We start from the raw sequence: 20393 nt of genomic DNA on the forward strand, positions 1-20393 counted from the left end.
CGGCCCGGCGGGGGGGGGGGGGGGGGGGGGGGGGGGGGGGCCCCCCCCCCCCGGGGGGGGGGGGGGCGCCCCCCCCCCCCCCCCCCCCCCCCCCCCCCCCCCCCCCCCCCACCCCGCCTTCGACAGTTCTCCGCGATCTGTCGGAATGGCATGGCCTGCTCTTGGTGGGTGTCGACCTTGGTCGACACGTAGATCCACGCCATGCGTGGATGCTCCTCGTTCGATTGTCGAAATATTCGATCTCGATGGAGATTCATCCACACAGCGTGGATCCATCAGATCGCAGAAATCTGTCAGAGGTGGGGCGGTGTCGGAGTGCGGGGTGTCAGCCGCATGGATGCGGCTGCCAAGCCCCCAGGGATGGGTTCACGGCGTCCCCGCACTCCGGCACCGCCCCGCCATCCCACGGAATACCCGCCGTTGCCGTTGCTATTGCTCTGGCTTCTGCAGGTGCAGGGTGCAACCCTGCCGAACACCCCTATTCCTCGACCGGGAACTCCTCGATCGGCTTCAGCACGTCGTAGTGCTCCCGATGCAGCTTGCCCTTCAGTTTCGGCAGCTCCGGCAACGGCGCGTCCACGCGCGTGTCCGGCAACCGGTCCAGCAGGTTGCGCACCAGCGTCAGTCGCCCCAGCCGCTGGTCGTTGAAATCCACCAGCGTCCACGGCGCGCCTTCGCGATGGGTGGCGCGCAGCATCGCCTCGCGTGCCTCGGTATACGCGCTGTACTTGCTGCGTGACTTCAGGTCCACCGGTGAGAGCTTCCAGCCCTTCAGTGGATCGAGGTGGCGTTCGGCGAAGCGCTTTTCCTGCTGCTCCTGGTCCACGCACAGCCAGTACTTGAACAGCAGGATGCCATCATCCACCAGCAGCTGTTCGAACACCGGCGCCTGGCGCAGGAACTGCTGGTATTCGGTCTCGCTGCAGTAGCCCATCACCCGCTCCACGCCGGCGCGGTTGTACCAGCTGCGGTCCATCAGCACGATCTCGCCGGCGGCGGGAAGGTGCGAGGCGTAGCGCTGGAAGTACCACTGCGTGGCTTCGCGGTCGGTGGGTTTGGGCAGAGCCACCACGCGGCATTGGCGTGGGTTGAGATGCTGGCTGATGGCCTGGATCGCACCGCCCTTGCCTGCCGTATCGCGGCCTTCGAACAGCACCAGCAGGCGTTGCCCGCTGTGCTGTACCCAGCGCGCCATCGCGGTCAGTTCCAGCTGCAGCGGTAACAGCAGTTCGTCGTAGTCCTTGCGCTTGAGCTTGGCCATCGTCACACCACGCGGGGAGGAAGCCCGAGCGTAACGCAGGGATCGCTCAGGTGTTGTCGACGCCCTGCCAGCCGTGTTCGCCGGCCAGCTGCTGCAGCAGCGCCGACAGGTCGTGCGCGAAGCCGGCCATGTCGAACAGGCTGCCGCGTTCGCGGGCCTGTGCCAGCTCGGCGCGCAACACGGCCAGCGCCGTCGGGTCGTTCCCCAGCACACTGGCAGTGGCGATGAATGCCGCGTCGTCGGCGGCATTCAGCCGCGCCAGCCCCAGATGGTGGTTGAGACTGCCGGCTACGCGCGCGGCGAAGGTGTCGCCGGGACAGGTCAGCACCGGGCAACCGGCCCATAGCGCGTCCGACGCGGTGGTGTGCGCGTTGTACGGATGAGTGTCGAGGAAAAGATCGGCCAGCTGATAGCGGGCCAGGTAGTGCGGGTGCGGCAGCTTGGCCATGAACACCAGGCGGGCCGGATCGAGGCCGGCGGCCTGGGCGGCCGCACGCAGCCGCGCATCAGCCTGGCCGGGCCCGGACAGCAGCCACAGTACGCTGCCGGGCACCGCCTGCAGCACCGCGAAGGCGCGGTTCATGCTGCGTGGGTTGAGCTTGTAGCTGTTGTTGAAGCAGCAGAACACCACACCCTGTTCGGGCAGCCCGCAGTCGGCACGGCTCGGTGCCGGCTCCAGCACGCGGCTATTGTCCGAGGGCTGGAACGCGCGCGGCAGGCGCAGCACGCGTTCGCTGAAGTGTGGTTCCAATGCAGGCGGCAGCACGAAGTCATCGGCGACCACGGCATCGAGCCAGCGCGCGCCGGAGGTGCCCGGGTAGGCCAGCCAGTTCAGCTGCAGCGGGGCGGGGCGCATCGCCAGGACTTCGGGCGTGCCTCCACCGCCCCAGCCGCGCAGGTCGAACAGCAGATCGATGCCCTGTGCGCGGATGCGTGCAGCGATGTCGGCGTGCCGCAGCGCGGCCACGTCGTGCAGCCGGGCCGCAGCTTGCAGCCGTTCACGGATACGGCTGCCGTCGGCGCGGTTCAGCGCGAACAGATGCAGCTCCAGCGCACGGTCGTGGTGCAGGTGCTCGAACAGGGCCACGGTCAGCAGGCCGGTGGGATGGGCGCCGAACCCATTGGAGAGGAAGCCGACGCGCAGCCGGCCGCGCTCACGCACCCTGGCCGCTGGCAGAGGCCGCACCGAGGCAGCCACGACTGCAGCACGCCCACGTGCACAGGCCAGCTGTTCGGCGGCGCTGGCGTCTTCGCTGAGAAAGGCGAACGGTTCGACCGCGCCCTGGCCGGAGGCAAGGGCGCCGCGCACCTGCGCGGCCAGTGTGTCCACGTCCTGCCAGTCGCACAGGCGGCGCTGCCAGGCCAGGCGCTGGGCGGCGATGTAGGGCTCGTCCGGCATCAGCATGTGCGCGCGGCGGTAGGCCGCGGCCGCGCCTTCGGCATCGTCGGCGTCTTCCAGCGCGTGACCCAGCCACAGCGCGATGCCCGGATGCTGCGGCGCAAGCGCCGAGGCCTGGCGGAGCAGCGTTGCGGCGTCAGCATGGGCGCCGGCCATCCAGGCGGCCCGGCCCAGCCGTGCAAGTGCTTCGGGATGGTTCGGGCGCAGCTGCAGCGCGCGTCGCGCGGCCTGTTCGCCGGCGGCGATGTCGCCGGCCTCCAGTTCCAGGTCGGCCAGCATCACCCAGGCGATGAAATCACCGGGCTGGCGTGCGATCGCCTGCTGCAGGTGTTGCCGCTGCTGCCAGGCCGACATCGTGCTCAGCCCGCCGACAGCTGGGCCAGGGCGTCAACCTGGTGCTCATGGCTGAGCCGCTGCAGCAGCGGGTCGAGGTCGCCAGCCAGGACGTTGGGCAGGTCGTACAGGGTCAGGCCCTCCACACGGTGGTCGGTGATCCGGCCCTGCGGGAAGTTGTAGGTGCGGATGCGCTGGCTGCGGTCGCCGCTGCCCACCTGCAGGCGCCGCGATTCGGCCTGTGCCGCGTCCTGGCGCTGGCGTTCGGCATCCAGCAGCTGCGCCTTCAGGCGCTTCATTGCCTTATCGCGGTTGGCGTGCTGGCTGCGCTCGGTCTGGCACTCCACCACCACGCCGGTCGGCACGTGGGTGATGCGGATGGCCGACTCGGTCTTGTTGACGTGCTGACCACCGGCGCCGGACGAACGGAAAGTATCGACTTTCAGATCGGCCGGATTGATGACGACGTCTTCGACTTCGTCGGCCTCGGGAATGATCGCCACGGTCGCTGCCGAGGTATGGATGCGGCCCTGCGATTCGGTGGCCGGCACGCGCTGCACGCGGTGCGTACCCGATTCGAACTTCAGGCGCGAGAACGCGCCACGGCCGACCACGCGCGCCACCACTTCCTTGTAGCCGCCATGCTCGCCCGGATTGTCCGATTCGATCTCGACCTTCCAGCCCTGGCGTTCGGCGTAACGGGCATACATGCGGAACAGGTCGCCGGCGAAGATCGCCGCCTCGTCGCCACCGGTACCGGCGCGCACTTCCAGGAACAGATTGCCTTCATCGCGCGGATCACGCGGTACCAGCAGCAGCGCCAGTTCCTGCTCCAGTTCCTGCAGGCGCGCCTGCGCGGCGGCGATTTCCTCATCGGCCAGCTCGCGCAGGTCGGGGTCGGCGCGCATGCCTTCGGCCGCATCCAGGTCGGCCTTGGCACGGACCTCTTCGGCCAGTGCGGTGGCGATTGGTTCAAGTTGGGCGAATTCGCGCGAAAGGTCGCGGAAACGGGTGTTGTCGGCGACCACGTCGGGCTCGGCGAGCAGGCGTTCCAGTTCTTCGCGGCGCTCGGCCAGCGCTTCCAGCTTACGGCGCAGGGTCGGCGTCATCAGGTCTCACGGGTGGATGGTGGTAACCCGGCGTGGCCGGGAACAGGCGCTCGGCGGCGCGGGTCAGGTCGGCGTCGCCGCTCAGCGCTGCCGCGCGCAGGGCGGCGGTCGGCGGGTGCAGCAGGCGATTGGTCAGGCCATGGGCCAGCAGTTCCAGTACTTCGTCGGCCGGCTTGCCATTGGCCAGCTGCTGGCGCGCGCGTTCCAGCAGCTCGGCACGGGTGGCCTCGCCGAACGCACGCAGCTGCCGCAGCGGCGCCTGGTGGGCGTTGGCCTGCAGCGTCTCGACGAAGCGGGACACCTGCAGGTCGATGATCGCTTCGGCTTCGGCAGCGGCCTCGCGGCGGCCACGACGGTTGTCTTCCACTGCACGTTCGAGATCATCGACCGTATAGAGGAAGGCATCGTTGAGTGTGCCGACGTCGGCTTCGATGTCGCGCGGTACGGCCAGGTCGAACAGCAGCATCGGCTTGTGCCGGCGCGCGCGCAGGGCCTTGGCGACCATCTCGCGGTGGATCACCGGTTCACGCGCGGCCGTGGCCGAGAACACCACGTCGGCCTCGGCCAGGTGGCGATCCAGTTCGGTCAGGGGCAACGCGACGCCGCCATGGCGGCTGGCCAGTTCCTGCGCGTGGGCAACAGTACGGTTGGCGATCAGCAGCCGCCGTACCTTGCCTTCACTGAGGTGGCGCGCGGCCAGTTCGATGGTCTCGCCGGCGCCCACCAGCAGCACGGTGGAATCATCCAGGCGCGCGAACGCGTTCTGTGCCAGGCGCACGGCGGCCGAGGCCACCGACACCGGGTTGGCACCGACCTGGGTATCGGTCCGGGCGCGCTTGGCCACCGAGAAGGTCTGCTGGAACAGCCGGTCCAGGCGCTGGCCGAGCAGGCCATGGTCGCGCGCGGTCGACCAGGCATCCTTCACCTGACCGAGGATCTGCGGCTCGCCCAGCACCATCGAGTCCAGCCCGGTGGCGACCCGGAACAGGTGGCGCACGGCCTCGGCGTCGGCATGCTGGTACAGGTAGCCGCGCAGGTCGCCGGCCTGGGTGTGCAGCCACTGGTCCAGGGCCTGCGCAGATTCGGCCACGGCGTACAGCTCGGTGCGGTTGCAGGTGGACAGCAGCACCGCTTCGGCGATCTGCGGGGTATCGCGCAGCGAACCCAGCGCGCGCGGCAACGCCTCACCGGCGAAGGCCGCGCGTTCGCGCAGCTCTACCGGTGCGGTCTGGTGATTCAGTCCGAGCACCCACAGGGTCATTGTTCAGTTGCTTGCGATAAGCTGCTGGCCATTGGACGACATTTTAAGGCCCCGATGCCGACGATGCCCGCATTGATTCGCATCCCCAGTGTTCTGCTGCTGTCCCTGGCCTGTGGCCAGGCCCTGGCGGCGGTGCCGGCCAAGGCCCCCGTGCGGGGCCCGGCCACTGAGGAACTGGCGCTGGAACCGGTGATGGCCGGTGAGTTCGCGCTGCAGGCCGGCAAGCTGGCCGAGGCCGCGCGCTGGTACCTGCAGGCGGCCCAGCAGACGGACGGCGATGCCGGCCTGGCCGAGCGCGCGACCCGCATTTCCATGCTTGCCAACGACGACGCCAGCGCGGCCAAGGGCCTGGCCCTGTGGCAGCAGCGGGCGCCACGCTCGTTGACCCAGCGCAGCGCGGCCGGTGCGCTGGCCATGCGCCAGGGCGATGTGAAGGCGGCCCGCACCGAGCTGCAGGCGCTGCTGGCCGACCCCGATGAGCGGGGCTGGAAGTTCGCCCTGGCCGCGCTGATCGGCGGTGGCCGCGATCCGGCGGTGCCGGCGCAGGTGCTGGGCGAGCTGGTCGATGCCAACGCCATTCCGCCGAAGATCGAAGCCTGGCAGGAGTTTGGCAGGTTGGCCCTGCGCATGGAGAAGCCCGAACTGGCCCGGCGCATGATCGATGAAGTGGTCAAGCGCTTCCCCGAGGAGCCGCGCGTGGCGTTGCTGCGCGCCAGCCAGCTGCAGCAGGCTGGCGAGACCGGCAAGGCCTTGTCGTTGCTGCACGACGTCGAGCCGAAGACCCGCCAGGACCCCGAGCTGCGCAACGCGGTGGCCATCGCCTACGACAGCCTCGGCCAGCCGGCGGCAGCCGAGCGCGTGCTGGCGTTCGGCCCGCAGGACGTACAGACCTGGGGCATGCGCGCTTCGCTGCTGGCCAAGCAGGGTGACAAAGCGGCGCTGTCCAACCTGTACAACGAACTGTCGCGGCAGGCGGCCAAGCCGGACCCGGCGCAACGCCTGCTGCTGGGCAAGATTGCCGAGTACCTGAAGCGTTACCCCGAAGCGGTGCAGTGGTACCACAGCGTGCCCGGTGGCGATGAACTGAGCGAGGCGCGCCTGCGTGCGGCCAATGCCCAGGCCCTGGCCGGGCGCCTGCCGCAGGCACTGGACGAGGTGCACGCGATCCAGTCCGATGCGGTGGTCGACGACGATGTGCGCCGCGATGCCTACCTGCTGGAAGCCGAGCTGCGCCTGCGTGCCGATGACAGTGCCGGTGAGCTGGACGCGCTGGCCCGCGGCCTGGCCGCTTACCCGGATGACAATGGCCTGCTGTATGCCCGCGCACTCACCTGGGAACGCCGCGACGACATCCCGCGCGCCGAGGCCGATCTGCGCAAGATCCTGGTGACCGACCCGGAGAATGTGCCGGCGCTGAATGCGTTGGGCTACACCCTGGCCGACCGCACCGGGCGCCTGCAGGAGGCGCTGGAACTGATCGACCGCGCCCGCGTGGCCGAGCCGGACAACGCGGCCATCGTCGACAGCTATGGCTGGGTGTTGTATCGACTTGGCCGCAAGGACGAAGCACTGGTGCAGCTGCGCCGTGCCTGGACCCTGGCCAAGGACCCGGAGATCGCCGCCCATGTCGGCGAAGTGCTGTGGGCGCTGGGCAGGCATGACGAAGCGCGCCACTTCTTCGAAGAGGCCGCCAAGCTCGATCCCGAGAACCGCGCGCTGCTGCGCGCCCGTGAGAAATTCAATCCATGAGTGTTTCCCTGATCCGGCCGCTGCTGCTGGCGGCCGCGACGGTGGTGGTCACGGCCTGCACCACCGTGGGCACGCAGAAGACCCCGGCGCCGACGGTGGTCGAGACAGTCTCGGCCGAAGCGATGCAGGCCGAGGCCGCACGCGTGGCCGCGTTGCGTGCGCAGCCGGACTGGACCTTCCAGGGCCGGGTGGCGGTCAGCAAGGGCAAGGACGGTGGCAGTGGCCGCATCGACTGGAAGCAGGATGGCCGCCGCTATGTGGTCGAGCTGAGCGCGCCGGTAACCCGGCAGAGCTGGAAGCTGACCGGCGATACCCATTCTGAAGCCGGTCGCCTGGAAGGGCTGGCCGGAGGGCCGCGCGATGGCGAGGATGCCCAGCAACTGCTGCGCGATGCCACCGGCTGGGATATTCCGGTGAACCAGCTGCCGGACTGGATCCGCGGGCTGGTAGCCGGCGACGCCGCCGGCCCCGAAAAGGTCGAGCGCGACGGCGAAGGCCGGCCGCGTCGCATGCAGCAGATGGGCTGGCTGGTGCAGTACCTGGACTGGTCCCCGGCCGACGCCGGGCGCCCGGCGCTGCCGCGGCGGATCGAGGCCAGCAATGGTGACGCCAAGGTGCGCCTGCTGGTCGACCAGTGGGGACAGGGCGCCCCATGAGTGGCGCAGCCGATGGCGCGGGCTGGTCCTGGTGGCCGGCCCCGGCCAAGCTGAACCTGTTCCTGCATATCACCGGCCGCCGTGCCGATGGCTACCACGAGCTGCAGACCGTGTTCCGCCTTCTGGACTGGGGCGATCGCATCGGCCTGCGCCTGCGTAACGATGGCCAGGTGCGCCGGCAGGGCGACGGCCTGGTTGGCGTGGCCGAGGCCGATGACCTGGCCGTGCGCGCTGCGCGAATGCTGAAAGATGTGGCGAATGTCGCGCAAGGTGCAGACATCATCGTTGAAAAGCATGTATCGGCCGGCGGCGGTTTCGGCGGCGGCTCGTCCGATGCGGCCACGGTACTGGTGGTGCTGAACCGGCTCTGGCGGGCCGGCCTGGATGAAGATGCGCTGGCTGCGCTGGGCCTGCGCCTGGGCGCCGACGTGCCGGTGTTCGTGCGCGGGCGCAACGCCTGGGCCGAAGGGGTGGGCGAGCGGCTGCAGCCGATCACGCTGGCGCCGGCCTGGTATGTGGTGGTCGAACCCGGCGTTCATGTTCCCACGCCGGCCCTGTTCGCAGACCCGGATTTGACGCGCGACAGCCCAGTGGCGAAAATAGAGGACTTCGCTTCCGGGACCCTGGTCGGGAACGCGTTCGAACCGGTGCTGCGCCGCCGTGAGCCTGCCGTCGAGGCCGTGCTCGCCGCGTTGAGCTGCATAGGATTGGCGCGGCTGACCGGTTCGGGAAGTGGTTGTTTCGTCGAGTTCGCATCGCAGGCTGCTGCAGAGCAGGGACGGTCGAAGTTGCCGAAGGAGTTGCGGGCAAGAGTGGCAGCGGGCGTTGCGCGTTCGCCACTGCTGGATGCACTCGAGCAACACTGATTTATCAATGCAGGGGCGTCGCCAAGAGGCCCAAGGCACCAGGTTTTGATCCTGGCATTCGTAGGTTCGAATCCTACCGCCCCTGCCAATAGCGGCTGTGTCCGCGCCTTCCAGCGCATCGCCTGCGCGGGACGTGGAAACAACCGCGGTGTTGTCAGCAGCAAGGGTCCATCGGGTCCTTGCCGACTCCGGATCCCCGCCACTCGTCCCCGCCCGAGACAATCATGATGCAAGAGTCCCCGAACCTGCTGGTCTTTTCCGGCAACGCCAACAAACGTCTGGCGCAGAATATCTGCAAAGAACTGGGGGTTCGCCCGGGCAAGGCGCTGGTCTCGCACTTCTCCGATGGCGAAGTGCAGGTGGAAATCGAAGAGAACGTCCGCAAGCAGGACGTGTTCGTGATCCAGCCGACCTGCGCGCCGAGCGCGGAAAACCTGATGGAACTGCTGGTGCTGATCGACGCGCTCAAGCGCGCATCGGTGGCCAGCGTGACCGCCGTGGTGCCGTACTTCGGCTACTCGCGCCAGGATCGCCGCATGCGTTCCTCGCGCGTGCCGATCACCGCCAAGCTGGCGGCGAAGATGTTCAGCACCGCTGGCGCTGATCGCGTGCTGACCGTCGATCTGCACGCCGACCAGATCCAGGGCTTCTTCGATATTCCGGTCGACAACGTGTATGCCTCTCCGCTGCTGCTGGCCGACATCTGGCGCGCCTACGGCACCGAGAACCTGATCGTCGTCTCGCCGGACGTGGGCGGCGTGGTCCGCGCCCGTGCGGTGGCCAAGCGCCTGGATGACGCCGACCTGGCGATCATCGACAAGCGCCGCCCGCGTGCCAACGTCTCCACCGTGATGAACATCATCGGTGACGTCGAAGGCAAGACCTGCGTGATGGTCGATGACATCGTCGACACCGCCGGCACCCTGTGCGCCGCTGCCGCTGCCCTGAAGGCGCGCGGCGCGCTCAAGGTCGCTGCCTACTGCACCCACGCGGTGCTGTCGGGCCCGGCGGTGGACAACATCACCAATTCCCAGCTCGACGAACTGGTGGTGACCGATACCATCCCGCTGAAGGACGCGGCGCGGGTGTGCAGCAAGATCCGCCAGCTGAGCGTGGCGGAAATGCTGGCCGAAACGATGCGCCGCATCGCCTTCGGTGAGTCGGTCAGCTCGCTGTACGTCGATTGATTTTTCGTCCCTGCCGGCAACGGCGGGGGCACACCGGGCGCTTCTGGTCGCGGAAGTGCCTTCAACCGCCAAGCCGCAAGGCAAGGCAACAACCTGAGTAGTCGAAAATGTCGAAGACCCATGAAATCAAGGTCACCAAGCGTGAACTGCAGCGTAAGGGTGCGAGCCGCCGCCTGCGTCACGCTGGTGTGATCCCGGCCATCGTGTACGGCGGCAACGCCGAGCCGGTCGCCATCAGCCTGGACCACAACGAAATCTGGCTGGCCCAGCAGAACGAGTGGTTCTATGCCTCGATCCTGGACCTGAACCTGGACGGCCAGGTGCAGAAGGTGCTGCTGCGTGACATGCAGCGCCATCCGTACAAGCAGCTGATCATGCACCTGGACTTCCTGCGCGTGAACGAGAACGAGAAGCTGACCGCTTCGGTTCCGCTGCACTTCATCAACGAAGACACCTCGCCGGCTGGCAAGGCTGCCGACGTCGTGGTCGCCCACGAACTGAAGGAAGTGGCCATCAGCTGCCTGCCGAAGGACCTGCCGGAATCGATCGAAGTCGACCTGGCCGACCTGAAGGCCGGTGACGTGGTGTACCTGTCCGACATCAAGCTGCCGAAGGGCGTGGAAATCCCGGCGCTGGCGCTGGGCAAGGACCACGACGACGCCATCGTCACCGCCAAGGCCGGCAAGGCCGACGCGGCCGACGAAGAAGCGGCTGCCGAGTAATACCGCTGCGGCGCCTGCCTCCGGGCAGGCGCCGCGCTGGAAGGAACCATGGCAGGATTGCGACTGATCGTCGGTCTGGGCAACCCCGGATCGGAGCACGCCCGGACCCGGCACAATGCCGGGTTTCATTTCGTTGAGGCCCTGGCGGAAAAAGCCGGTGCGCGATGGAACGTGGACAGCAAGCTGTTCGGCGAGACCGCCAAGGTCGAGATTGCCGGGCAGACGGTGTGGCTGCTCAAGCCCGCCACCTTCATGAACCTCAGCGGCAAGTCGGTTACCGCTGCACAGCGGTTCTGGAAGATCGAACCGGAAGAAACCCTGCTGGCCCACGACGAACTGGACCTGGCGCCCGGCGTGGCGCGGCTGAAGTTCGACGGCGGCCACGGCGGCCAGAACGGCCTGCGTGACACCATCCGCCTGCTCGGCCACGGCAAGTTCCATCGCCTGCGCGTGGGCATCGGCCACCCCGGCCACAAGGACCGCGTGGTGGGTTGGGTGCTGGGCCGCCCGTCCAAGGACGACGAGGTGCTGATCGCACGCGCCATCGACGATGCGATCGACGTGCTGCCGCTGGCGGTGCAGGGCGATTTCAGCGAAGCGATGAAGCGGTTGCACACTCCCCGCTGACCCGCTTCTGGTAGGTGCCAACCTTGGTTGGCACGAACAATGATCGGCAACGAGATGGATTGGCCAAGCAGCGCGCGCGTTGTTTCACCAATCACTTTCACCCCAGAGAGCTGTCACCCATGGGTATCAAATGCGGCATCGTCGGCCTGCCCAACGTCGGCAAGTCGACCCTGTTCAATGCGCTGACCAAGGCGGGTATCGCCGCGGCGAACTTCCCGTTCTGCACCATCGAGCCGAACGTCGGCATCGTGCCGGTGCCGGATCCGCGCCTGAACGAACTGGCGGCGATCATCAACCCGCAGAAGGTCATCCCGACCGCGGTTGAGTTCGTCGACATCGCCGGCCTGGTGGCCGGTGCCGCCAGCGGTGAAGGCCTGGGCAACAAGTTCCTGGCGCACATCCGCGAAGTCGACGCGATCACCCATGTGGTGCGCTGCTTCGAGAACGCCGACGTCATCCACGTCAACAACAAGGTCGATCCGATTTCGGATATCGAAACCATCGATACTGAACTGGCGCTGGCTGACCTGGATAGTGTCGAGAAGGCGCTGAACCGCGCCGAGCGCGCGGCCAAGGGCGGCGACAAGGACGCGGCGGCGCGCAAGCCGGTGCTGGCCAAGCTGCAGGCGGCGCTGTCGGACGGCAAGTCGGGGCGTTCGGTCGGTTTGGACGAGGAAGAGAAGGCGCTGGTGCGCGACCTGTTCCTGCTGACCCTGAAGCCGGTGATGTACATCGCCAACGTGCTGGAAGACGGCTTCGAGAACAACCCGCACCTGGACGCCGTGCGCGCCCATGCCGCCGCCGAAGGCGCGCAGGTGGTGCCGGTGTCGGCCGCGATCGAGGAAGAGCTGTCCCAGCTCGACGACGAGGACCGCGACACCTTCCTGGCCGACCTTGGCCTGAGCGAGCCGGGCCTGAACCGCGTGATCAACGCGGCCTACAGCCTGCTGGGCCTGCAGACCTATTTCACCGCCGGCGTGAAGGAAGTCCGTGCGTGGACCGTGCGCAAGGGCGCTACCGCTCCGCAGGCCGCCGCAGTCATCCACACCGACTTCGAGAAGGGCTTCATCCGCGCCGAGACCATCGCGTATGACGACTTCATCAAGTACAAGGGCGAAGCGGGTGCCAAGGAAGCCGGTCGCCTGCGTCTGGAAGGCAAGGAATACCGCGTGCAGGAAGGCGACATCCTGCACTTCCGCTTCAACGTCTGATCCTGCGGCATCAGATCGGCCCCGAACGCCCCGCCTTGTGCGGGGCGTTCGCGTTTCTGGCCCAGGCGTGCTGCACCGTCTGGATAAAAAAACACCACACTGCGAAACGCCTGCGCTGCAATGATCGCGGCCACTTGTCCACACCAAGTTCCCATCGCTTTCCACGGCGCATGTGGAAAACCCTGGTTGTCCCTGTAGAGCCGAGCCCACACTCGGCTGCTTCCAGTGCCATGACGGCCCGGCATGAAACCGAGCGTGGACTCAGCTCTACCGTAGTTTCCGCTGTGGACAAAAAACAACCACATTCTGAAACGCTTGCTGCGCATTGCTCGCGGCCACTTGTCCACACCAAACCCCCATCGCTCTCCACGTGCGATGTGGAAAACCCCTGGACGCCATGGACAAAAAAATGCCACGTTCTGAAACCGTTGCCGCGCGTGGCTCGTGGACACTTGTCCACATCAAACCCCCATCGCTTTCCACGTCACATGTGGAGAAAAGCGCCCGGCCATCCTTTGCCGGGCGCTTCCGCATCACCAGTGGTACGACACGCCCAGCTGGGCACCGACGTCGCGGAAGCCCATGCCGCCGCTCTGCCGGCTCAATTCACCCCAGCCGCGCCAGCCGCCGGACAGATCCACCTGCACACCGGCCTTGGCTTCGTAGATGTCGCGCGGCAGCTGCCGCGACAGCCGCTCACCGTCCATCGCCAGGCCTGCGCCATTGCCGCCTGACCACCAGTTCACCGCCACGTACGGGTGCACCTGGCCCTGCGCCGGGCTCACGCCACGGCTGTACAGCCGCAGGCCGAGGCGGGTGCTGGTCTGGCCACCACCGCGGTCTTCGACCACCGTACCGTTGGCCTCGACCACGCGGTCGCTGTCATAGCGGCTATGGATCACCTGCAGCTGTGGTTGCAGGTAGATGCCCCGCTGCGCGGTGCGCTGCAACGGCAGCACGTAGCCGGCCTCAGCCGACGCACTCCAGCTGCGGGCGTCATAGCGCTCCTTGTGCAGGCCTTCGCCCTGCACGCTGTTGCGGAAGCGGCCGTACTGCAGCCAGCCATCCACATAGGCGCCACCTTCCATGCGTGCATCCTGCAGCCAGGAGGCATAGGCGCCCACGCTGGTGCCGGTGACCACGCCACGCGCGGTGTAGCCGGTCACCTGTGAGCGGCTGTCATTGCGGGCGCGGCCGTGGCCGAGCATCGCACCTGCCTGCAGCTCGCCCGTGCCACCCACCTCGAAGCGGCGTCCGACGCCGACCAGCGCGCTGCTGATCTGGCCATCGACCTGCACCTGGCGGTTGCGGTCATGGCTGTCGGGCTGCGCACTGCGAAGGTGCAGCCAGGCCACACCATCGTTGCTGCCGCCGGCCTCGGCCGTGGGATCACCGGCGCGGTCGTGCAGGCTGTGCCGGAACATGCCCAGCGCGGCGTTGCGGTTGGCCAGGTAGGCTGCCGGTTCCGGGCGCTCCACCTGCGGACGTGGCGGATCGATCGGCGGCTCCGGCGGCAACGGCGGGTCGATCGGTGGCCCCGGTGGTGACGGTGGGTCGACCGGCGGTTCCGGCGGTGACGGCGGGTCGATTGGCGGCTCGGGCGGCTCGGGCGGCTGGGGCGGATCAACCGGCGGCTCCGGCGGATCCACCGGAGGCACGTACTCCGAACGCAGGTACCAGTTGCCATCGTCCGGGGTCGATACGCCGCCCTTGAACAGGAAGTAGTCGTAGGCACCGGCCACCGCGCGCCCCTGCAGGCTGAACTGCGCATCCGACTGGCCAGCCACGGTGATCAGGCGGATGCCCTCCTGGGTCAGCGCACCTGCACCACCGGCATTGCGCACCTGCACGCTGGCGGTGCCGCTGCTGTTGCCGTTGATCACCAGCTGGTCGCCCAGCGATGTGTCATCGCCCAGCGCACGGTTGAAGATCCACTGGCCACCATTGCCCACGTAGTCGCCACTGACAGTGACGGTCTTGAAGCCGGCGGCGGGCGCATCGAAGGCGATGGTGCCGGTGTGTTCGAGCGCGCCGACGCTGGAGTTGGCACGCACGTTCCATTGGCTGCTGCCATCCACCGCCAGCCCCGCCACCTGGAAGCCGGAGTCATCGCGCAGCGCGCCGCTGAACGTGGTGCCGTTGCGCAGCACCATGTGCACGTCGGCCGTCGCGCTGTCGATCACCACGTCGCCGCGCAACGTGCTGGCGTCGGCAGTGAAGTCGACACGGCTGGTCGCCACGCTGCTGCCATCGGTGAACACGGTGTCGCTGACCCGCAGCAGGCGCCCGCCGCCGTCGCCCGCCGTCACGTCGCTGCCATTGACGGTCAACGCGTGGTTGCTGCCCTGCAGCCAGAACGCGGCACCACTGGCGGTCTCGATATGGCTGTCATTGAAGGTGGCACGGTTCCAATACGGGCCGAACGCGGTCAGGTAGGAGCGGTAGCCGCCGCTGTTGCCGCCGGTCATGCGGATGTCCAGGCGGTCGGCCTGGGTCAACCGCGCCGTGTTCATGTGCACGATGCCGAACACGTTCTCGCCGTCACTGCGGATCGCAACGTTGTCGAGCAATGCGGTCGCGGTGGAACCGCCGATGAACACGCCGCCACCGCCGTTGCCGCGGATGTCGATCACGTTGCCGCTGGCTTCGATGCGGCTGACGGTACTGCCGGTGGAGCCGGTCACGCGCACGCCGTAGACCGCATCACCATGCGTGGTGATCTGGCCACCTTGCACGGTGGCCACGCCACCGTAGATTTCCACACCGTGGCCGTTGCTGTCGGTCCAGGTATCGACTGTGCTGTCGGTCAGTTGCAGGCGCGACTCGTCGCTGGACAGCCAGAACCCGGAAGCGCCTTCGCGCACATCGAAGGCGGTGTCGCGCGCGGTCAGCTGACCCCAGCTGTTGATGTTCACGCCATAGCCGCCCACGGTGTGGAAACTGCCGCCGTTGATCACTGCGCTGGAATAGGTCCTGCTGATGCTGCTGCCGAGCAGGCGCATGCTGCCGCCTGTCGAGTGTGCTTCCACGTTCTCCAGCAGCACGCTGCCACCGCTGCCGATATCGAACCAGCCGCCGTCCAGGTAGCTGTCGTACAACTCGGCACGGCTGCCCACGCCATCCACCGCAACACCGGTCAGAATGCCGCCGGAGGCAAGGGTGATCCGGCTGTTGCGGATCGTCAGCAGGCCGGCACTGTCGGCCCGCAGGCGCACGCCGCCGTCGGCGCTCATCTGCACGCTGTCCAGGTGCGCCTCGCTGCCCCTGCCGGAGGCACCGACCAGCGTACCGGCACCGCCGGTCATCGCAATGCGCCCGCCGGTGTAGTGGATCACCCCACCGTTGTAGGCCTGCACGCTTCCGAAGCCGCTGCCATTGCGGGTGGCATCGATGTCGACATCGTTCGCCTCGATCACGCTGCCGGCACCATTGGCATACAGCGAGTAGAAGCCCGCGCCGGTGGCCGGTGCGATCGACAACGTAGCGCCACGCAGCTGTACCTGGCCGCCGTTGGTGGCAGATACGCCGCTGCCATTGCCGGTCACGCTGATGCGGCTGCCGTCGATCAGCGCGCTGCTGCCAGCGCCGGTGACCGTCAATGCGAAGCTGCCCGTGGTGTGGCGCAGGACATCGTCCGCACCAAGCTGCAGGCGGTTGCCGGCACTGACCTCCAAGGGTCCGGTCAGGTCGGCGGCATGGACCGGCAGCGCCGCCCACAAAGCGGCCGCCAGCAGGCTGGGAAGGAGGGGGGCAGGCGCGAGGCGCGCGCGCCCGGACGCACGGCGATGCCGTGTGGGGGAGGCGTACATGCTGTTGGACTTCCTGTGGCAGGGCGCAGCACGGCTGCGCGAACTGGCGCGGCAGGGCCGCGTCGCTGCGGAAGCCACGCGCGATGGCAGCGGCAGGCGCCATCGGGCTTCCGTCCCGCATGGCGGCGCAGCAACGGCCACGCACACCACGGTGGGATGCGTCCAGCCTAGGAATCGGCACTGTCCGATGGAATCAGGCGTTTCCTAAAGCCCTGGCGGGCCCGTCACGGGGCCAGAAAGATTCAGCCGGCAGTGGGGCTCAGGCGAACAGCGAGGCCTGCAGGCAGTACTCGATCAGTGCTTGGTCGCTGTCCACGCCGAGCTTGCGCATCGCGCTGATCTTCTGCGTGCTGACCGTCTTGGCGCTGCGTTGCAGCTGTCGTGCGATGTCACCCACGCTCATGCCGCCGGTGAACAGGCGGATGACTTCCAGCTCGCGCGGCGACAGGCGTGCGCGTACCGCATCGGTATCGGCCGGTTCCAGCGCGGCCACCGGCAGCAGCCCCGGGGGGCGGTAGACACGGTCGGCCAGCACCACGCGCAGCGCCTGCACCAGACTGCCCAGTCCGTGGCTTTTGAGCACCACCCCGCCAGCACCGGCGGCATACATCGCGGCAACCAGCGACGGGTTGGAGACCATCGTCAACACCAGCAGGCGTGTCTCGGGGAAGCTGCGGCGCAGGAACGAGATCAGCTTGATGCCATCACCGAAGCGGTCCCCACCGGGCATGCTGTAGTCGGTGATCACCGCCTGTGGTCGGGCCTGCGTCATCAGCGCGATCAACGTGGCCGGGTCGGCTGCTTCGCCGACGACTTCCAGGTCCAGTTCGCCGGCCAGTACATCGCGGATGCCCGCGAGCACGATCGGGTGGTCGTCGGCGATGAGGATCCGTGTGGTCATGGCAGGGTCGAGTCGTCAGAGAGGGAAGGGGAGCCTGCGTCGGGCAGCGGATCCAGCAAGTGGAGCAACCGCCGCTGGAAACTGGCCAGGGGCTCGGCCTGGGTGGCGACATCATCGCCGCCGGCGAGGCGATGTTCGATCTGCAGGCCGCTGTCCACCAGCGACGGTGCACCGACGATGACCAGCGCACCGCGGATGCGGTGCAGCACCTGCGCCACACGTGCGGGATCGGCCCCGGCAATCGCCTGGCGCAGGCTGGCCAGGTCGGACTGCATGGTCTGTACGAACAGCGCCTGCATCTTCGCCGGTACCTGCAGTGGGGAGTCGTCTTCGTGCGTTGCGACGGATGCAGGTCCCTCCGGCAGCGAAGGCATCGGGGCATCCCCAAGGGTGATCCGCGTCAGCAGGCGTTGCAGTGCCTCCAGGGTGATCGGCTTGACCAGCACGCCCTGCATGCCCGATTCCTGGCAGCGCTGGCGCTCGGCCGGGTCGGCATTGGCGGTCGCACCGTGGATCGGCACACCGACGCCACGCGCGCGCAATGCACGGGCCAGGCCGTAGCCATCCAGCCCCGGCATGTTCAGATCGGTCAGCACCAGCGAAAACGCGCCCTGCCGCCAGTAGCCCAGCGCTTCGTTGCCATCGCTGGCAACCACGGCACGACAACCGAGCAGTTCCAACTGGTCGCGCAGGATCGCCTGGTTGATCGGGTTGTCCTCGGCCACCAGCACCTGCAGGTCGAAACGGCGAGGGGCCGGCAGACGTCCGCCGGCATCGGCGGCCGCTGGCTGGCCGCTGGCCGCCGCCAGCGCCGCCACAATGGCATCGAGCCGGTGCGGGCCCACCTGCCAGGTGTCCCCGACCTGCTGCGGCCTTGCGCCGCCCTCGGGGCAGGCGATCACACGCGGCCCTCCGTTCCACCCAGGCGGCGGGCCTTCCAGCACCAGCTCAAGCAGCACCGCCGCCGGTGCCGGGCCTGCAGCCGTGTCTTCCCGGTACACGCTGGCGTGTGCACCGCGGTGTTGCAGACGCTCGCAAAGCGATTGCACCAGTTCGCGCACGCTGCCCCGGACCTGCACCTGCAGGTCCGCCGGAAGTCGCGGCGCGGGCGACTGCTGCGGGTCTGGCTGCGCCGGTGGCAACGGCAGCTCGACGCTGAAGCTGCTGCCCAGGCCGCTCTCGCTGACCACACGCAGGTGGCCCTCCATCAATGCCACAAGGTGCGCGCAGATAGCCAGGCCCAGGCCGGTTCCCTGCATTGCATCGGTGCCCGGGTTGGCCTGGAAGAACGGTTCGAACAGATGCGCCTGGTGCTCGCTGGCAATACCGATGCCGGTATCGGCGACCTGCCACTGCAGCCAGCAGTGACCGTCCTGCCAGCGTGCGCAGACCCGCACCACCACGCGTCCGCCGTCGGTGAACTTCAGTGCGTTGCTGATCAGGTTGTTGAGCACCTGGCGGATGCGCGCGGCATCACCGCACACCGTGGCCGGCACATCGGCATCGATGCAGGCATAGAACTGCAGGCCCTTGTTGGCAGCGGCGGCGGCGTACGAGTCCAGCGCATCTTCGGTCAGTCGCACCGGATCGAACGGGCTGGGCTCCAGGCTCAGCTGTCCAGCTTCGGCCTTGCTGACGTCGAGGATGTCGCTGATCAGCTGCATCAGGGTCGAGGACGAACGCTGGATGGTGGCCAGGTAATCCTGCTGCCGCGCATCCAGCGGGGTCAGCCCCAGCAGTTCGAGGGTACCGAGCACGCCGTACAGCGGGGTACGGATCTCATGGCTCATGGTGGCCAGGAACTGGCTCTTGGCACGGTTGGCCTGGTCGGCGGCCCGGCGTGCCTGTTGCAGCACCTGTTCTGCCTCGTGCTGGCTGCTGAGATCGATGAACAGGCACAGCACGGCCGGTTCACCGCGGTAGCGCGCGGGTGTTGCCGTTACCAGCAGGTGGCGGCCGTCGGGCGTGGTGTAGGCCAATCCATCGCCCAGCGTGGTGCCACCGGCCACCAGCACACTGCGCCGCCAGGGGCCGTGCCAACCGCCGCTGTGATGGTCCTCGCCCAGCCAGCGGCGCGCCAGCGAGTTGTCCAGCAGCACGGTGCCGTCGGTACGACGCAGCAGGCACAGCCCGATCGGCGCGTTGTCCAGGATGGTGCGGCTGAAGGCTTCGCTTTCCAGCAGGCGCGCGTGGTTGCTGCGCAGCGGCTCGATGACCGAGCGCCGGTACGCGCGCAGCACCAGCGTGCCGCCCAGCGCCAGCAGCAGGGCCACCATCGTTGCCCCCAGCAAGGGGCCCTGCGGATGCTGGAACACCTGCCGCCAGCTGACGTGGTAGACCGCCAGCCAGCCGCGCTCGCTGCGCATGCGGAACTGCAGGCCGGCGAGGCCTGCCTGCCAGGACGTTCCGGCCTCACTGGCATCGGTCGCCTCGCCAAGCAGGCGTTGGCCGGCGGCGTCGAACAACGACAGCCGCTGGAACACCGGCACGCCCAGCACCTGCCGGTAGTCATCCACGCGTGCTGGATCGAGCAGGCAGGCCAGTGCGGCCAGCGAACCTTCGTTGCTTTCACCCCACAGGCGCGCATCCTGCGGCGCATGGGCGATGGCCAGCAGGCGCGTCTGCCTGTCGCGCCAGGGTACGCCCACCCAGGCGATGCCACCGCGCTGCAGTGCTGGCCGGGTGCTCAGTACGCGATGGATGTCGGCGATCGCCGGGCGGAGATGGTGTGGACTGTTCTGACTCGCCTCCGTGCCGGCCATCTGCACCGGCGCCAGCAGCCCGCGGGTGCCGTGGCCATCGACCAGCAGGCACTGCGGTGGCGGGTAGTGCGAGGCCGACCAGAAGGTGCCGTAGAAGCGCAGGAAGCGGTCACCCAGCTCGGTGGGTGGGGCGATGGGGGCACCCTCGTTGCCGATCACCGCGAAGTTGGCGAACAGCGGTCCGCGTTGCAGCTCCACGCTGGCATCCGGCACCGGCTGTCCACGCGTGCCGACATCATGCAGCCGCCATTGGCGCAGGAAACGCTCCTGCTCGCGCAACGTGCCGTCCAGGCGGCGGAAGTGGTACTCGATCTTGCTGCGTTCTTCGTTCAACAGTTGCGTACCGGCTGACAGCAGCAGGCCGGCCTGCAGGGTGGCCAGCACCACCACGCCGATCAGCAGGGCGTGGACGCGCAGGGAACGACGAGCGAGTCGACGTACAGGAGCGGCCTCGGCCGGCATGGCGGATCTCGGAGCAGGGGGCGGTCAGCGGCACCTGGGTGGCACCGGACGGATGCCCGGCGCCACTGCTCAGACAGG

General features: G+C 68.1%; 14 protein-coding genes and 1 tRNA gene. 8 read left to right on the plus strand and 7 right to left on the minus strand.

From position 1 onward, the window contains the following. Nucleotides 1–478 precede the first annotated feature (478 nt). Genes ppk2 through hemA form a run of 4 tightly spaced genes read right to left on the minus strand, consistent with a single transcriptional unit; the run spans nt 479 to nt 5363 of the window. Complete coding sequence (gene ppk2, locus ABH900_RS09585) at nt 479–1261, minus strand: polyphosphate kinase 2 (protein WP_429622666.1); 783 nt, start codon at nt 1259–1261, stop codon at nt 479–481. Between the two features lie 46 nt (nt 1262–1307). Beyond that, nucleotides 1308–3014, minus strand: coding sequence for a tetratricopeptide repeat protein (locus ABH900_RS09590; protein WP_429622667.1), 1707 nt, complete (start codon nt 3012–3014; stop codon nt 1308–1310). Nucleotides 3015–3019: 5 nt separating this feature from the next. After that, nucleotides 3020–4102, minus strand: coding sequence for a peptide chain release factor 1 (prfA, locus tag ABH900_RS09595; protein ID WP_429622668.1), 1083 nt, complete (start codon nt 4100–4102; stop codon nt 3020–3022). Beyond that, nucleotides 4080–5363 (minus strand): glutamyl-tRNA reductase, encoded by a 1284-nt coding sequence (gene hemA, locus ABH900_RS09600; RefSeq protein WP_429622669.1) that lies wholly within the window; start codon nt 5361–5363, stop codon nt 4080–4082. The genes prfA and hemA overlap by 23 nt, the downstream gene beginning before the upstream one ends. 63 nt (nt 5364–5426) lie before the next feature. On the opposite strand from hemA, the gene ABH900_RS09605 reads away from it, so the two are divergent. The 8 genes from ABH900_RS09605 (at nt 5427) to ychF (ending at nt 12381) form a co-directional block, all read left to right on the plus strand. After that, nucleotides 5427–7112, plus strand: coding sequence for a tetratricopeptide repeat protein (locus ABH900_RS09605; RefSeq protein WP_429622670.1), 1686 nt, complete (start codon nt 5427–5429; stop codon nt 7110–7112). Next, on the plus strand, nt 7109–7768 hold the full coding sequence (lolB, locus tag ABH900_RS09610; protein WP_429622671.1) for a lipoprotein insertase outer membrane protein LolB: 660 nt from the start codon (nt 7109–7111) through the stop codon (nt 7766–7768). Before ABH900_RS09605 ends, lolB begins: the two co-directional genes overlap by 4 nt. Beyond that, entirely contained in the window at nt 7765–8634 is an 870-nt protein-coding gene (gene ispE, locus ABH900_RS09615) for a 4-(cytidine 5'-diphospho)-2-C-methyl-D-erythritol kinase (RefSeq protein ID WP_429622672.1), read from the plus strand. The genes lolB and ispE overlap by 4 nt, the downstream gene beginning before the upstream one ends. An 11-nt stretch (nt 8635–8645) precedes the next feature. Continuing rightward, nucleotides 8646–8722: transfer RNA gene (locus ABH900_RS09620), tRNA-Gln, on the plus strand. A 139-nt stretch (nt 8723–8861) separates the two neighbouring features. Continuing rightward, nucleotides 8862–9821 carry a ribose-phosphate diphosphokinase gene (locus tag ABH900_RS09625; protein ID WP_005415400.1) on the plus strand — a complete coding sequence of 320 codons (960 nt, stop codon included), beginning with the start codon at nt 8862–8864 and terminating at the stop codon, nt 9819–9821. A 107-nt stretch (nt 9822–9928) separates the two neighbouring features. Beyond that, entirely contained in the window at nt 9929–10543 is a 615-nt protein-coding gene (locus tag ABH900_RS09630; protein WP_429622673.1) for a 50S ribosomal protein L25/general stress protein Ctc, read from the plus strand. A 48-nt stretch (nt 10544–10591) separates the two neighbouring features. Continuing rightward, nucleotides 10592–11170 carry an aminoacyl-tRNA hydrolase gene (gene pth / locus ABH900_RS09635; RefSeq protein ID WP_429622674.1) on the plus strand — a complete coding sequence of 193 codons (579 nt, stop codon included), beginning with the start codon at nt 10592–10594 and terminating at the stop codon, nt 11168–11170. Nucleotides 11171–11289: 119 nt separating this feature from the next. Then, the gene (ychF, locus tag ABH900_RS09640) at nt 11290–12381 is read left to right on the plus strand and encodes a redox-regulated ATPase YchF (RefSeq protein WP_004144978.1); all 1092 of its coding nucleotides are present in this window, start codon (nt 11290–11292) and stop codon (nt 12379–12381) included. Between the two features lie 533 nt (nt 12382–12914). Here ychF and ABH900_RS09645 read toward each other — a convergent pair. From ABH900_RS09645 to ABH900_RS09655, 3 genes are all read right to left on the minus strand, one after another. Then, nucleotides 12915–16190 carry an autotransporter outer membrane beta-barrel domain-containing protein gene (locus ABH900_RS09645; RefSeq protein WP_429622675.1) on the minus strand — a complete coding sequence of 1092 codons (3276 nt, stop codon included), beginning with the start codon at nt 16188–16190 and terminating at the stop codon, nt 12915–12917. 259 nt (nt 16191–16449) lie between these two features. Then, nucleotides 16450–17091, minus strand: coding sequence for a response regulator (locus tag ABH900_RS09650; protein ID WP_429622676.1), 642 nt, complete (start codon nt 17089–17091; stop codon nt 16450–16452). Further along, a complete protein-coding gene (locus ABH900_RS09655; RefSeq protein ID WP_429622677.1) occupies nt 17088–20315 on the minus strand; it encodes an ATP-binding protein in 3228 nt (1075 codons plus the stop codon). The genes ABH900_RS09650 and ABH900_RS09655 overlap by 4 nt, the downstream gene beginning before the upstream one ends. Between the last annotated feature and the right edge of the window lie 78 nt (nt 20316–20393).

Source organism: Stenotrophomonas sp. AN71 (assembly GCF_050435725.1).
Taxonomy (GTDB): domain Bacteria; phylum Pseudomonadota; class Gammaproteobacteria; order Xanthomonadales; family Xanthomonadaceae; genus Stenotrophomonas.

What these genes read in the sequence shown, in the direction of transcription:
- ppk2 (WP_429622666.1), bottom strand. Translation starts at nt 1,261, where the DNA reads ATGGCCAAGCTCAAGCGCAAGGACTACGACGAACTGCTGTTACCGCTG.
- ABH900_RS09590 (WP_429622667.1), bottom strand. Translation starts at nt 3,014, where the DNA reads ATGTCGGCCTGGCAGCAGCGGCAACACCTGCAGCAGGCGATCGCACGC.
- prfA (WP_429622668.1), bottom strand. Translation starts at nt 4,102, where the DNA reads ATGACGCCGACCCTGCGCCGTAAGCTGGAAGCGCTGGCCGAGCGCCGC.
- hemA (WP_429622669.1), bottom strand. Translation starts at nt 5,363, where the DNA reads ATGACCCTGTGGGTGCTCGGACTGAATCACCAGACCGCACCGGTAGAG.
- ABH900_RS09605 (WP_429622670.1), top strand. Translation starts at nt 5,427, where the DNA reads ATGCCCGCATTGATTCGCATCCCCAGTGTTCTGCTGCTGTCCCTGGCC.
- lolB (WP_429622671.1), top strand. Translation starts at nt 7,109, where the DNA reads ATGAGTGTTTCCCTGATCCGGCCGCTGCTGCTGGCGGCCGCGACGGTG.
- ispE (WP_429622672.1), top strand. Translation starts at nt 7,765, where the DNA reads ATGAGTGGCGCAGCCGATGGCGCGGGCTGGTCCTGGTGGCCGGCCCCG.
- ABH900_RS09625 (WP_005415400.1), top strand. Translation starts at nt 8,862, where the DNA reads ATGCAAGAGTCCCCGAACCTGCTGGTCTTTTCCGGCAACGCCAACAAA.
- ABH900_RS09630 (WP_429622673.1), top strand. Translation starts at nt 9,929, where the DNA reads ATGTCGAAGACCCATGAAATCAAGGTCACCAAGCGTGAACTGCAGCGT.
- pth (WP_429622674.1), top strand. Translation starts at nt 10,592, where the DNA reads ATGGCAGGATTGCGACTGATCGTCGGTCTGGGCAACCCCGGATCGGAG.
- ychF (WP_004144978.1), top strand. Translation starts at nt 11,290, where the DNA reads ATGGGTATCAAATGCGGCATCGTCGGCCTGCCCAACGTCGGCAAGTCG.
- ABH900_RS09645 (WP_429622675.1), bottom strand. Translation starts at nt 16,190, where the DNA reads ATGTACGCCTCCCCCACACGGCATCGCCGTGCGTCCGGGCGCGCGCGC.
- ABH900_RS09650 (WP_429622676.1), bottom strand. Translation starts at nt 17,091, where the DNA reads ATGACCACACGGATCCTCATCGCCGACGACCACCCGATCGTGCTCGCG.
- ABH900_RS09655 (WP_429622677.1), bottom strand. Translation starts at nt 20,315, where the DNA reads ATGCCGGCCGAGGCCGCTCCTGTACGTCGACTCGCTCGTCGTTCCCTG.